Origin of the sequence: Bradyrhizobium centrolobii (genome assembly GCF_001641635.1) — a bacterium.
In the GTDB taxonomy this organism is placed as follows: Bacteria; Pseudomonadota; Alphaproteobacteria; order Rhizobiales; family Xanthobacteraceae; genus Bradyrhizobium; species Bradyrhizobium centrolobii.
In genome coordinates this window covers 2,177-15,052 of the sequence record NZ_LUUB01000098.1, presented here as the reverse complement: position 1 = coordinate 15,052, position 12,876 = coordinate 2,177, and the positions used below count along the sequence as shown (strand labels likewise).

The window sequence follows — 12,876 nt, the reverse complement described above, 5'->3', positions numbered from 1 at the left end:
CCACTCGACCCCTTGGGCGCCTCACCCGCGCCGTTCGACGGAAGTCAGCTCCACGATCCAGCCGTCACCCGTGCGGCTTTGGTGGAGCCGAGGCTGAATATTCCAATATTTAGCGGCATCGGTCAATTCAGCCTCTACATCTTGACCCTTGAGAAACAACGCTTTTGCACCACCGCGCATCAGCGGCTCCGCAAAGCCGATGAGTTGATGTAGCGGAGCCAGTGCACGGGCGGTGACGCAATCAACCGGGCCAGTGATTCTATCCACATTATCCCCGATCTCAGCGAGATGTACGACCCCCGGTGACGCCGTGACGCGAATCGCTTCGCGGAGGAATGCCGCCTTCTTGGCGATTCGCTCGACGAGGTGGACGCCTGCTCCTGGGGTCTCGGCCATGGCGCAGGCCAGGACGACGCCAGGGAACCCCCCGCCGCTGCCGAGGTCGGCCCAACGTTTTGCCGATGGCGCGAGGTCTACGAGTTGAAGCGAGTCGGCGACGTGCCGGGTCCAGAGATGCGGCAGCGTCGAGGGCGCGACCAGATTGGTCTTGGCCTGCCACTCCCTGAGCAGCGCGATGTAGCGATCGATCCGGGCTTCCGTTTCACGTGAAACGGGGGCGAGCTTGAGTGCCGCGATCTTGTCGGCCGCGACGACAGAGTCCAACGACTTAGCGCTCGCGCTGGCCTTATCGATCTTCTGACTGGTTGGGGTCCGTCCGGGTCCACGGCCTGCCCCCTCGCCCGCCTCAGGTCGCCGTGATGAATATCTGCCGCCGGCCGGCCCGCGTTGTTTCACGTGAAACGCCTATGCGATTGCCTTCGAAGTCTTCCGCGCCTCGCGGCGGAGATAAGCTGCGAGGATGCCCAGCGCCGCCGGCGTCATCCCATCGATCCGGCCGGCCTGGCCGACGGTGAACGGCCGCGCCTTTTCCAGCTTGGCGCGGACCTCATTGGAAAGACCCGGCACCAGCTTGTAGTCGACCTCGGACAGCACCAGCCCCTCGTCGCGTCGGAAGGCTTCGACGTCGGCGCTCTGACGCTCCAGATAGACATCGTACTTGGCGTCGATCTCGAGATGGGCGGCGATGACGGGGTCGATGGCCGCCAGCTCCGGCCAGATCGCGCGGACCTGATCCCAGCCTACTTCCGGATAGGCCATCAACTCGAAGGCCGAACGGCGCTGGCCGTCCCGGTTCAGCCACAGTCCGTGCTTGATCGCCTCGTTCGGCGTGATCGTCAGAGACTTCGAAAGCGCCCGCGCCGCATTCAGAGCGTCCATCTTGGCGCGATGGTACTCCATCCGGGCACTGCCGACGCATCCCAGAGCGATACCCTTCTCGGTTAGACGCCGGTCGGCATTGTCCGCCCGCAGCGTCAGCCGGTACTCGGCCCGCGAGGTGAACATCCGATAGGGTTCGCTGATCCCACGGGTGACGAGGTCGTCGATCATCACACCGAGATAGCCATCTGCCCGATCGAACACCGCCAGAGCGGCACCACTGGCGGCCAGTGCAGCGTTCACCCCGGCGACGATGCCCTGGCCGGCAGCTTCCTCATACCCGGTCGTCCCGTTGATCTGCCCGGCCAGGAACAGACCGCGCAACCGCTTGGCTTGGAGAGTCGGGTCGAGTTCGCGGGGATCGATGTGGTCGTATTCGATGGCATAGCCCGGCCGGACCATCCTCACTCGCTCCAGTCCTGGAATGCTCGCGAGGATCGCGAGCTGGACCTCCTCAGGTAGCGAGGTCGAGATCCCGTTGGGATAAACCGTGGTGTCGTCGAGCCCTTCCGGCTCCAAAAAGATCTGGTGACCGTCGCGATCACCGAACCGCACGATCTTGTCCTCGATCGAGGGGCAATAGCGCGGTCCCGTGCTCTTGATCTGGCCGGAGTACATCGGTGAGCGATGGACGTTGGTCCGGATCACCTCATGGGTGGCGGACGTCGTCCGGGTGATCCCGCACTGGATCTGCGGCGTGGTGATCCGCTCTGTCAGCACCGAGAACGGCTCCGGCGGATCGTCTCCCGGCTGCATCTCGACTGCGGACCAATCGATCGTCGTGCCGTCCAGACGCGGCGGCGTCCCGGTTTTCAGCCGCCCGAGCGTGAAGCCAGCGCGCTCAAAGGAGTTCGACAGGCCCATCGCCGGCGCTTCACCGACGCGCCCGGCGGGCCAATTCTTCTCCCCGAGGTGGATCAGACCGCGCAGGAACGTACCGGTCGTGACGACGATCGCCCCTGCCCGGAAGGTCCGGCCATCGGCCAGCCGAAGACCCGTGACCCGGCCATCGGCCACAATGAGCTCGTCGGCCTCGCCCTCGATAACGGACAAGCCCTCGATCTGCTGGATCGCGGCCTGCATGGCTGCGGCATAGAGCTTTCGGTCAGCCTGGGCCCGTGGGCCACGGACGGCGGGACCCTTGCGGCGATTGAGGACCCGGAACTGGATCCCACCGGCATCGGCCACACGTCCCATCAGACCATCGAGTGCATCGACTTCGCGGACCAGATGGCCCTTGCCGAGACCACCGATGGCGGGATTGCAGGACATTGCGCCGACGGTCGAGAAACGGTGCGTCACCAGGGCAGTCGTCGCGCCCATCCGCGCGGCCGCAGCCGCGGCTTCACAGCCGGCATGGCCGCCGCCAATGACGATGACGTCGAAACTCTCTCGCTCTGTTCGCATGGGCGGACTTCTAACTCAGAGACGAAAAAGCCGGAAGTGGAAACTGGGTGAGTCGGTTGTTTCACGTGAAACAGGGGCAGGCTTGCGATCTCGCATTTTCGCAAAACAACCCCATGCAAAGTACGGCGATGTTTCCACCGAGGTGTTTCACGTGAAACGCGGTAGGCCGTTCCAAGTTTTGTTTCACGTGAAACAGCAAGGAACGGAACAAGGGCTAGTTCTACAATGAAGAACTAGCTCTACTTTCCGATGCAGAATTTCTGGAAGATGGCCCCGAGGACGTCCTCGACATCGACCCGGCCCAGCAGTCGACCCAGCGCGTAGGCGGCGGCGCGGAGTTCTTCCGCAACCAATTCTTCACCATCTTTGACAAGAATCAGACCGCGCTGCAAGCCATCCGCCGCCTGGCGCAACAACTCACGCTGACGCGCCCGGGTGACGAGTGCGCCCTCACCGGTCCCAAAAAACTCACCGGCGAATCCAACCAGCGCCTCGATCAGCTCAGCCAGGCCATCACCACGCCGCGCCGAAATCGCGAACGTCCGGTCCACCGCGGCTTCTGCCACCGGAGCCCCCTCGCCGAGATCGATCTTGTTGCGCACCACCCAGACCGGGGCGGTCCCAACTGGCCGCCCTTCCGCGTCCACGCCGGGACCGGTCAGCCACAGCACGAGATCCGCATCCGCCGCGCGCGCCCTCGCCCGGCGCACACCCTCCTGCTCGACTGGATCGTCGGTCTCGCGAATGCCGGCCGTGTCGATCACCGTGACCGGATAACCATCGAGATCGAGCTGCACCTCGATCACGTCACGCGTCGTGCCGGCGTGCGGCGAGACAATCGCAACCTCGCGCCGCGCGAGCTGATTGATCAGCGTCGACTTACCGACATTCGGCGGACCGGCGATCGCAACGACCAGACCGTCGCGCAGACGTTCGGCGTGGCCCTGTGCCGCAAGCACTTCCGTGATTTCGCCGTGCAATGCCCTGATCATCTTCAACGCCGGCGCCATCAATTCCGCCGGCACGTCGCCCTCGTCGGAGAAGTCAATGCCGGCCTCGATCAGCGCGGATGCCTCGATGATGCGCTCGCGCCAATCGCGCGCCCGATTGCCAAGCAGACCCTGCAACTGACGCAGCGCCTGCCGACGCTGCCGGTCGGTATCGGCATGGATGAGATCGTCGAGGCCCTCTGCCTCAGTGAGATCGAGCTTGCCGTTCTCGAAGGCCCGCCGTGTGAACTCGCCGGGTTCGGCCGCCCTCGTATTCGGAATCGCGGAAATGGCGGCGAGCAGCGCCGACAGCACCGCGCGGCCGCCATGGACATGAAATTCGGCGACGTCCTCGCCGGTCGCGCTCGCCGGCCCCGGAAACCACAGTACGACCGCATCGTCGATCGGCCGGCCCGCCACGTCGCGAAGCAGCCTGCGGCCCGCCAGCCTGGGTGCCGGCAGCTTGCCCGCAAGCGCGGCCAGAATCTGGTTCGCCTGCGACCCCGAGACACGCACCACGGCAATCGCGCTGGGCGGTCGGCCGGACGACAGTGCAAAGATGGTCTGCTCACGCGGATGCATGGCTTATTTGTCCGGCTGCCACCGAAAAGGCAAACGCCGGTTTTGGGGCAGTGTCCGCTTCCTTTCGCCGCCTCACCAGCCGCAGCAAATGCTTCATATTGCACCGCAACATCGAGCGCCGCATTTTTGCTGCAATAATCCCGCGGTTGAGCCAATCAGAAGCGGTCTATTCGTTTAAAACTGAATAAAAACAATAAGTTATAAAGATATCAGCTTGAAAAACGATGAGCCCTCGATGCTGCACTTCGCTGCAGCAAAGGCGCACAAAAGAAAAGGGCGCCCAAAAGGCGCCCTTCTGATCTTTGATCGACTGAAGCACCCAGCTCAGGTGTTCATCGAATCGAAGAACTCGGAATTGCTCTTGGTGCTGCGGAGCTTGTCGAGCAGGAAGTCGATCGCGTCCATCGTGCCCATCGGGTTCAGGATACGGCGGAGCACGTACATCTTCTTGAGCACCTGCGGATCCGTGATCAGCTCCTCCTTACGCGTGCCGGAGCGCGAAATGTCGATCGCCGGGAAGGTGCGCTTGTCCGAGACCTTGCGGTCGAGGATCAGTTCGGAGTTACCGGTGCCCTTGAACTCTTCGAAGATGACTTCGTCCATGCGGCTGCCGGTATCGACCAGCGCGGTCGCGATGATGGTCAGCGAACCGCCCTCCTCGATGTTGCGCGCGGCACCGAAGAAGCGCTTCGGCCGCTGCAACGCATTGGCGTCGACACCGCCGGTCAGCACCTTGCCGGATGACGGCACCACGGTGTTGTAGGCGCGGCCCAGACGCGTGATCGAATCGAGCAGGATCACGACATCGCGGCCATGCTCGACCAGGCGCTTTGCTTTTTCGATCACCATCTCGGCGACCTGGACGTGGCGCACGGCCGGCTCGTCGAAGGTCGAGGACACCACCTCGCCCTTCACCGAGCGCTGCATGTCCGTGACTTCTTCCGGGCGCTCGTCGATCAGCAGCACGATCAGATAGCACTCGGGATGATTATGCGTGATCGAATGCGCGATGTTCTGCATCAGCACGGTTTTACCCGTGCGCGGCGGCGCGACGATCAGCGCGCGCTGGCCCTTGCCGATCGGCGCGACGATGTCGATCACGCGCGCGGACAGGTCTTTTCGCGTGGGATCGTCGATCTCCATGCGGAAGCGCTGATTGGGAAACAGCGGCGTGAGGTTGTCGAAATTGACCTTGTGCTTGGCCTTTTCCGGATCCTCGAAGTTGAGCGTGTTGACCTTCAGCAGCGCAAAGTAGCGTTCGCCCTCCTTCGGGCTGCGAATGTGACCTTCGATGGTGTCGCCGGTACGCAGGCCGAAGCGTCGGATCTGTGACGGCGAGACGTAGATGTCGTCCGGACCCGGCAGATAATTGGCATCGGGCGAGCGGAGGAAGCCGAAGCCGTCGGAAAGCACCTCGACGACGCCCTCGCCGACGATGTCGGTTTCAGCGAGCGAGAGCTGCTTGAGGATGGCAAACAGCAGCTCCTGCTTGCGCATGGTGCTGGCGTTCTCGACCCCATTCTCTTCCGCAAACGAGACGAGCTCGGCCGGGGTCTTGGACTTGAGGTCTTGGAGTTTAATTTCCCGCATTGGGGTGGTCCTGTGGGGTAACCTTGGAAGGGGGTGCGAGGAGGCTCAGAAATGCGGACGCGAGCAGGTGCAGGTAAGGTCCGCAGGTCTAGCAAGGTGAGTGCCGGGGGGCTTCAAACCTGATGTGGTGTCCGGCCTTCAAAAGCTCGGACACAACCACATCCGCCTGCGTTGGGTGGGATATCGAACATATATAGAAAATCGCTCCTCACTCCGCAAGCCGAAGGGCTGAGCGATCAATCAGGTTCATCGCCTAGAATGGCTTCACGATCACCATGATGACGATGAAAATCATCAGAACCGTCGGCACCTCATTGATAATCCGATAGAATTTCTGGGTCCGCGGGCGCCGGTCGGCGGCGAAATCCTTCACCCAGCGCGAAAAAAAACCGTGGACCGCGGACAGGGCCAAGACCAGTGCCAGTTTTACGTGCAGCCAGCCGAAGGTGAACCAATGGCCGGACCAGGCCAGATAGAGCCCGGCTAGCCAGGTCACGATCATTGCGGGGTTGATGATCGCTTTCAGCAGCCGGCGCTCCATCATCTTGAAGGTTTCCGACTGTTTCGAGCCGATCTCGGCCTCGCAGTGATAGACGAACAGCCGCGGCAGATAGAGCATGCCCGCCATCCAGGAGATGACGGCGATCACGTGCAGTGCCTTGATCCAGAGATAGACGTCCTCAAACATTTCCAGCGTCCGAATTCGCGACCAGCGTTCCGACCGCTGGGGATAGTAAGAACTCGTTAAGTTCTTCCAGCGCACACATATCCGTCCGTAGCGCCTTCCTCAAATCTAGAATCTTAGATTCTTAAGGTTTGAGTCTGAGTGACCGTGGATTGGACTCACGCAATGCCATCCGTCGCTTCACGGGCGCTTGTTCACATCCATCAACATATCCTGCGCGGGTCCGGCCGGTCCGGATAAGCCGTCCATCATCAAGGGCTTGCGCTAAGCTATCGGCAGCTTATCAAGGGGCTTGTCCGCGCAATCCCGCTTGCTGGTCGCGCGGGCGTCAGACTTGTTCTTTCGGGCAGTGGTGTGAAGAAACTTGGCCGTTGTCCCGCCCCTGGTGTCGCGCATCCCTTTCTGAGGGGTTAAGCTCCACAGAAATCCACAAATCGCCCCGTCGAAATTCAAAGAGTTTTTGTGCCGACCTCGAACAATTATTTCCATCTGCACCTCGTCTCCGACTCGACCGGTGAGACGCTGATCACCGTGGCGCGCGCGGTCGCGGCGCAATACGCCAAGGTGACGCCGGTCGAGCATGTCTATCCGCTGGTGCGCAGCCAGAAGCAGCTCGATCGCGTGCTCGACGAGATCGAGGAAGCGCCGGGGATCGTGCTGTTCACGCTGCTCGAGAAGGACCTGGTCTCGCGGCTCGAGGACAAGTGCCAGGAGATCAACGTTCCGAGCCTCTCGATCATCGGCCCGGTCATGCAGTTGTTCGAAGCGTATCTCGGTGCCGCGACGACCGGCCGGGTCGGCGCCCAGCACGTGCTCAACGCGGAATATTTCAAGCGCATCGATGCGCTGAACTACACGATGATGCACGACGACGGGCAGCACGTCGAAGGCCTAGAAGAGGCCGATGTGGTCCTGGTCGGCGTCTCCCGCACCTCGAAAACGCCGACGTCAATCTATCTCGCCAATCGCGGCATTCGCACCGCTAACGTGCCGCTGGTGCCGGGCATTCCGGTGCCGGCGCAGCTGGAGACGCTGGCGCGGCCGCTCATCGTGAGCCTGCATGCGACGCCGGAACGACTGATCCAGGTGCGCCAGAACCGCCTGCTCACGATGGGCGCGGGCTCCGGCAATGACACTTATATCGACAAGCAGGCGGTTGCCGACGAAGTTGCGTTTTCCCGCAAGCTGAGCGCCAAGCACAATTGGCCGCTGCTCGACGTCACCCGGCGCTCGATCGAGGAAACTGCGGCGGCGATCATGAAGCTCTACTCCGACCGGCAACGCAACCGGCCCTTGGAATAAGCTTTCGGCGATGGCTCTCTGGCGCGGCAAATTCCCGTTGATTCTGGCGTCGCAAAGCGGCGCGCGCAAAATGCTGCTGGCCAATGCTGGGCTCGATTTCCAGGCGATTGCGGCCGATATCGACGAACGCGGCGTGCAGGCGTCTTCTAAGCTTTCCAATCCGCGCGAGATTGCGTTGCTGCTGGCGCGCGAAAAGGCCAAGGCGGTCTCGCTGCATCATCCGGGCGCCTATGTGATTGGCGCCGATCAGACGCTGGCGCTCGGCGAGCGTCTCGTCAACAAGCCCGCCGGCCGTCCCCAGGCCATGGCGCAACTGCGCGAGCTCGCCGGCAATAGCCACGAGCTGAATTCCGCCGTGGCCGTGGCGCGCGATGGCCAGGTCGTCTTCGAGGATATTTCGGTCGCGCGCATGACCATGCGGCAGATGACCGAGGCGGAGCTCTCGGCCTATCTCGACGCCGCCGGCGAAGCCGTGACCTCCAGCGTCGGCGCCTATCAGCTCGAGGGCCTCGGCATCCATCTGTTCGAGCGGATCGACGGCGACCATTTCACCATTCTCGGCCTGCCGCTCCTGCCCCTGCTTGCGTTCCTGCGGCGCGAACGGCTAGTTGCGGTGTGAATGGCAAAGATGGCTGTGCGCTGATGCGGATCCTGGGACTGACCGGCTCGATCGGGATGGGCAAATCCACCACCGCGAAATTGTTCGCGGAGGCCGGTGTCCCCGTCTATGACGCCGATGCCGCGGTCCATCAATTATACGAGGGCGAGGCCGCGCCCGCGATCGAGGCCGCCTTCCCCGGCACCACCGCCAATGGCAAGGTCGATCGGCAAAAACTGTCCGCGCGCGTGGTGCATGATCCCGCCGCCATCAAGCAGCTCGAGCAGATCGTTCACCCGATGCTCGGCGCCTCGCGCCGGAAATTTTTCGCCGACGCGGAGGCCGCCAACGCGCCCGTCGTGGTCCTGGACATTCCGCTGCTGTTTGAAACCGGCGGTGAGAAAAGGGTCGACGCCGTGGTCGTGGTGTCGACTTCGCCGGAACTTCAGCGCGAGCGTGTGCTCGCTCGCGGCACAATGGACGAGGCGAAACTCGACGCCATCATCGCCAAGCAGACGCCCGACGCCGAGAAGCGAAAGCGCGCCGATTTCGTGGTGGATACGTCACACGGACTTGAGCCGGTGCGCGCGCAAATCAAGGACATTCTGGCCGAGGTCGTTAAGATGCCGCAGCGGCGAAGCTGATTCGCTGCGTCACACGGCCTCTTAGATCATGCGCGAAATCGTCCTCGACACTGAAACCACTGGCCTCGACCCCCTCCGCGGCGATCGCCTGGTCGAAGTCGGTTGCGTCGAGATTTTCAACCGCATGCCGACGGGGCAGACCTTCCACCGCTACATCAATCCTGAGCGGGACATGCCGGCGGAGGCCTTCGCGGTGCACGGGCTGTCGACCGAATTTCTGGCGACGAAGCCGCTGTTCCACGAAGTCGTTGACGAGTTTCTGGAGTTCATCGGCGATGCGCCGCTGGTGATCCACAACGCCTCGTTCGACATCAGCTTCATCAATGCCGAGCTCGACCGGATCAAGCGCGTAGCGATTCCGCGCGAGCGGCTTGTCGACACGCTTCTGCTGGCGCGGCGCAAGCATCCCGGCGTGTCCAACCGCCTCGACGATCTCTGCTCGCGCTACGCGATCGACAATTCCCACCGCACCAAGCACGGTGCGCTGCTCGACGCCGAGCTGCTCGCCGAGGTCTATGTCGACCTGATCGGAGCGCGGCAGTCGCAGCTGATCCTGGCCTCGGAGAGCGAGGAAATTCGCGTCAGTGCGAGCGGCGAGATGCCGCGGCGGCAGCGGCCGACGCCGCTTGCGCCGCGGATTACCGACGCCGAGCGCGAGGCCCACCGGGCCTTCATTGCCACGCTCGGCGACAAGGCGATCTGGAACGAGTTCCTTCCCGCCCCGACTGTCAGTCCGGCCGGTTAGGCCTGGCCTGTCTGCTGGGCGGCCATCTGCCGCTCCATGTTCTGGCGGTAGAGGCCGACGAAATCGACCGGATCCAGCATCAGGGGCGGGAACCCGCCGTCGCGGACCGCGCTCGCGATGATTTCGCGGGCGAACGGGAACAGCAGCCGCGGGCACTCGATCATGACCAGCGGATGCAGGTTTTCCTTCGGCACATTGACGATCCGGAACACGCCGGCATAGGCGAGCTCGAAGGAGAACATCACTTTGCCCGGGGTCTCCGCCTTGCCCTCGACCGAGAGCACCACCTCGAACTCCTGTTCGCTGAGGTTGTTGGCCGTGACGTTGATCTGGATGTTGATCTGAGGCTGCTGGCCCTGCGCCTGGAGCGAGCTCGGTGCGTTCGGATTTTCGAACGACAGGTCCTTGGTGTACTGCGCCAGCACGTTGAGCTGGGGAGCCTGGGCCGCCTCGGGAGGGGTGCCGTTACCGTTGGTCATGAAAGTCTCTCCTTACCCGATTGGGGCTGAATTTCGCGGCGGTTGGCTAACATAGGCTCGCCTCGTTCCACAAGGACGAACGGCTCCGCACAGGGTATTCGGGGCGCCGCACATAAAGGTGACGTCCGGCCCGCCCTGACTGCGAAATCTCGTCTTAAATAATTGAAGATGCGCGATTTCCGGGCAGGATCGGGTTTCCCCTTAAGCATAAAACGCGCTACACTTCACGCTGTGCCAAAAGGCGCCATTGGCCGGGCAAGATTTCGTGCCTACATCCGAAGAGCCAGATGTCGGCCTTGAGAGCCGGACATAAAATGGCGATGGAGTCTTGCCGTTCCCGTGTGGAACGGTCTACTGGCCGGAGCGATTTTCCCGGCGAACACCTCTCAGAAGACCAGACCAGAAAGCGAATACGACGTGGATATCTACACCATCATCTTCCTAGCGCTGGCGGTCTTTATTTTCCTGCGGCTGCGCAGTGTGCTGGGGCAGCGCACGGGCAATGAGCGGCCACCGTTCGACCGCACGGCCCGCAACGCGCTTCAGGGTGCCCAGGACAAGAATGTCGTGACGATGCCGGGCAAGGTGATCGACCAGGCTCCGCTGGCGCCGACCGCCGAGCCGACTCCGCCGTCCGACCGCTGGAAGGACCTGACCGAACCCGGCACCGCGCTGGCTCAAGGTCTCGATGCCATTGTCGAGAAGGACTCCGCGTTCGATCCTCGGCACTTCCTGTCGGGCGCCCGCGGCGCCTATGAGATGATCGTGCTGGCGTTTGCCAATGGCGATCGCCGTGCGCTGCGCGACCTCTTGTCGTCGGATGTCTATGAGAGCTTCGACGCCGCGATCAAGGAGCGCGAGAAGAACGAGCAGAAGACCGAGACGCGCTTCGTCTCGATCGACAAGGCCGAGCTGGTCGGCGCCGAACTCCGCGACCGCACCGCGCAGCTCACCGTGCGCTTCGTCTCGCAGATGATCTCGGTCACCCGCGACAAGGCCGGCAACATCGTCGACGGCAACGCCGACAAGGTTGCCGACATCACCGACATCTGGACCTTCGCCCGCGACACCACCTCTCGCGATCCGAACTGGAAGCTGGTTGGCACCGGAAGCGCGAATTAAATTTGCTCTGAAGAATTGCGCGACGGCGCTGTGCGCAGGTGTCGTCGCGCTGTCGTCGTTTTCGCTCGGCGCCGAGGCGGCGCGGCGTCATTACCGCAGCCATCATCACCTTCCGGAAACGGCCGCACTGCCGGTACGGGCGTTGCCTTATCCCCAGCTCCCCCTGCCGTTCGAAATTCCCGGCGCACAATATCTGCCGCTCGCCTGGTCGGAGGTGAAGGGCTGGAACGACGACGATCATCTCGCAGCCTACAAGACCTTCCGCGCGAGCTGCCGCTCGATCAATGCGCAAAACGGCGCGGTCGAACCCAAGGGCGAATTCAAGGGCGAATTCAAGGCGCTCGGCGCCTCGCTGAGCGAACCCTGCCGGGTTGCCAAATCGCTCGAACTCACCGACGACGCCAAGGCCAAAGCCTTCTTTCAGGCGAACTTTTCACCGCTGCGCATCTCGCGCCTCGGCGAGCTCGACGGTTTTGTGACCGGCTACTACGAGCCGGTGCTCGAGGGCTCGCGCACGCAGACCGACGTCTACAACGTTCCGGTCTATCGCCGTCCCTCGAACCTGTTCGTGCGCGGCTACAAGCAGGACTCGGTCAGCCTGCCCAACAAGGGCCCGGTCTACCGCAAGATCGGCCGCCGCAAGCTCGTGCCCTATTACGATCGCGGCGAGATCGAGGACGGCGCGATCGCCGGCCGCGGGCTCGAGCTCTGCTGGCTGAAGGACCCGACCGATCTCCTGTTCGCCCAGATCCAGGGCTCGGCGCGGATCAAGTTCGACGACGGTTCGTCCATCCGCCTCAACTACGACGCCTATAACGGCTACCCCTACACGGCCGTCGGTCGCATCCTGATCGAGCGCGGCATCATCCCGAAGGAGGAGATGTCGATGCAGAAGATCAGGGAATGGATGACGCAGAATCCCGATGGCGCCAAAGAGCTGCGCCGCCAGAACCGCGCCTACATCTTCTTCCGCGAGGTCAACCTGTCCGACAAGGACGAGGCGGTCGGCGCGCAAGGCATTCCGCTGACCGCGGGCCGCTCGATCGCGGTCGACAAATCGCTGCATGTCTACGGCACGCCCTTCTTCATCGAAGGCGAGCTGCCGATCGACTCGGACCGGTTCAAGACGCCGTTCCACCGCCTGATGATCGCGCAGGACACCGGCTCGGCGATCATTGGCCCGGCGCGCGCCGACCTCTATTTCGGTGCCGGCCAGGAAGCCGGCCGGGTCTCGGGGCGGCTGCGCCACAGCATGCATTTCGTGATGCTGGTGCCGAAGAGCCTCGATCCTGTCGTGCGCGGCTCGAGGTTGCCGGTGCCGGATCCGCGGCCGTCGGAGAAGATCGCAAAGCTGTTTCCGCAAACCGATCCCGCAAAGGATCCGAAGACCGCGGCGGCTATCGCGAAACCGACTGACCCAGGCAAGACTGAAGGCAAGGCGGGCTCAGGCAAGGC

12 protein-coding genes are annotated in these 12,876 nt (G+C 62.9%); 6 read left to right on the top strand and 6 right to left on the bottom strand.

The window, feature by feature from the left end; all coding sequences use genetic code 11:
- Nucleotides 1-21 precede the first annotated feature (21 nt).
- The 5 genes from rsmG to hemJ all read right to left on the bottom strand — a co-directional run bounded on the left by rsmG (nucleotide 22) and on the right by hemJ (nucleotide 6,534).
- Nucleotides 22-693 (bottom strand): 16S rRNA (guanine(527)-N(7))-methyltransferase RsmG, encoded by a 672-nt coding sequence (gene rsmG, locus AYJ54_RS35980; RefSeq protein ID WP_245329218.1) that lies wholly within the window; start codon nucleotides 691-693, stop codon nucleotides 22-24.
- 111 nt (nucleotides 694-804) lie between these two features.
- Nucleotides 805-2,685, bottom strand: coding sequence for a tRNA uridine-5-carboxymethylaminomethyl(34) synthesis enzyme MnmG (mnmG, locus tag AYJ54_RS35975; RefSeq protein WP_063706715.1), 1,881 nt, complete (start codon nucleotides 2,683-2,685; stop codon nucleotides 805-807).
- Nucleotides 2,686-2,924: 239 nt separating this feature from the next.
- Nucleotides 2,925-4,256, bottom strand: coding sequence for a tRNA uridine-5-carboxymethylaminomethyl(34) synthesis GTPase MnmE (mnmE, locus tag AYJ54_RS35970; protein ID WP_063706713.1), 1,332 nt, complete (start codon nucleotides 4,254-4,256; stop codon nucleotides 2,925-2,927).
- 324 nt (nucleotides 4,257-4,580) lie between these two features.
- Nucleotides 4,581-5,846 carry a transcription termination factor Rho gene (gene rho / locus AYJ54_RS35965; protein ID WP_011083462.1) on the bottom strand — a complete coding sequence of 422 codons (1,266 nt, stop codon included), beginning with the start codon at nucleotides 5,844-5,846 and terminating at the stop codon, nucleotides 4,581-4,583.
- Nucleotides 5,847-6,099: 253 nt separating this feature from the next.
- Entirely contained in the window at nucleotides 6,100-6,534 is a 435-nt protein-coding gene (hemJ, locus tag AYJ54_RS35960; RefSeq protein ID WP_063706711.1) for a protoporphyrinogen oxidase HemJ, read from the bottom strand.
- A 459-nt stretch (nucleotides 6,535-6,993) separates the two neighbouring features.
- Between hemJ and AYJ54_RS35950 the strand changes: the two genes are divergently transcribed.
- Genes AYJ54_RS35950 through dnaQ form a run of 4 tightly spaced genes read left to right on the top strand, consistent with a single transcriptional unit; the run spans nucleotide 6,994 to nucleotide 9,820 of the window.
- Nucleotides 6,994-7,833, top strand: coding sequence for a pyruvate, water dikinase regulatory protein (locus AYJ54_RS35950; protein ID WP_063706709.1), 840 nt, complete (start codon nucleotides 6,994-6,996; stop codon nucleotides 7,831-7,833).
- A 10-nt stretch (nucleotides 7,834-7,843) separates the two neighbouring features.
- Nucleotides 7,844-8,452 (top strand): Maf family nucleotide pyrophosphatase, encoded by a 609-nt coding sequence (locus AYJ54_RS35945; RefSeq protein ID WP_063706708.1) that lies wholly within the window; start codon nucleotides 7,844-7,846, stop codon nucleotides 8,450-8,452.
- 23 nt (nucleotides 8,453-8,475) lie between these two features.
- On the top strand, nucleotides 8,476-9,075 hold the full coding sequence (coaE, locus tag AYJ54_RS35940; protein ID WP_063706779.1) for a dephospho-CoA kinase: 600 nt from the start codon (nucleotides 8,476-8,478) through the stop codon (nucleotides 9,073-9,075).
- A 28-nt stretch (nucleotides 9,076-9,103) separates the two neighbouring features.
- Nucleotides 9,104-9,820, top strand: coding sequence for a DNA polymerase III subunit epsilon (gene dnaQ / locus AYJ54_RS35935; protein ID WP_063706706.1), 717 nt, complete (start codon nucleotides 9,104-9,106; stop codon nucleotides 9,818-9,820).
- On the opposite strand, the gene secB is transcribed toward dnaQ, so the two are convergent.
- Entirely contained in the window at nucleotides 9,817-10,299 is a 483-nt protein-coding gene (gene secB / locus AYJ54_RS35930) for a protein-export chaperone SecB (RefSeq protein ID WP_063706704.1), read from the bottom strand. The two genes, dnaQ and secB, sit on opposite strands and share 4 nt — an antisense overlap.
- Nucleotides 10,300-10,716: 417 nt before the next feature.
- Between secB and AYJ54_RS35925 the strand changes: the two genes are divergently transcribed.
- Both AYJ54_RS35925 and mltA read left to right on the top strand, forming a co-directional pair.
- A complete protein-coding gene (locus AYJ54_RS35925) occupies nucleotides 10,717-11,421 on the top strand; it encodes a Tim44/TimA family putative adaptor protein (protein ID WP_063706777.1) in 705 nt (234 codons plus the stop codon).
- A partial coding sequence (gene mltA / locus AYJ54_RS35920; RefSeq protein WP_063706702.1) for a murein transglycosylase A occupies nucleotides 11,399-12,876 on the top strand: 1,478 nt, incomplete at its 3' end. The genes AYJ54_RS35925 and mltA, both read left to right, overlap by 23 nt.

What these genes read in the sequence shown, in the direction of transcription:
- mnmG (WP_063706715.1), bottom strand. Translation starts at nt 2,685, where the DNA reads ATGCGAACAGAGCGAGAGAGTTTCGACGTCATCGTCATTGGCGGCGGC.
- secB (WP_063706704.1), bottom strand. Translation starts at nt 10,299, where the DNA reads ATGACCAACGGTAACGGCACCCCTCCCGAGGCGGCCCAGGCTCCCCAG.
- rho (WP_011083462.1), bottom strand. Translation starts at nt 5,846, where the DNA reads ATGCGGGAAATTAAACTCCAAGACCTCAAGTCCAAGACCCCGGCCGAG.
- mnmE (WP_063706713.1), bottom strand. Translation starts at nt 4,256, where the DNA reads ATGCATCCGCGTGAGCAGACCATCTTTGCACTGTCGTCCGGCCGACCG.
- hemJ (WP_063706711.1), bottom strand. Translation starts at nt 6,534, where the DNA reads ATGTTTGAGGACGTCTATCTCTGGATCAAGGCACTGCACGTGATCGCC.
- AYJ54_RS35945 (WP_063706708.1), top strand. Translation starts at nt 7,844, where the DNA reads ATGGCTCTCTGGCGCGGCAAATTCCCGTTGATTCTGGCGTCGCAAAGC.
- dnaQ (WP_063706706.1), top strand. Translation starts at nt 9,104, where the DNA reads ATGCGCGAAATCGTCCTCGACACTGAAACCACTGGCCTCGACCCCCTC.
- coaE (WP_063706779.1), top strand. Translation starts at nt 8,476, where the DNA reads ATGCGGATCCTGGGACTGACCGGCTCGATCGGGATGGGCAAATCCACC.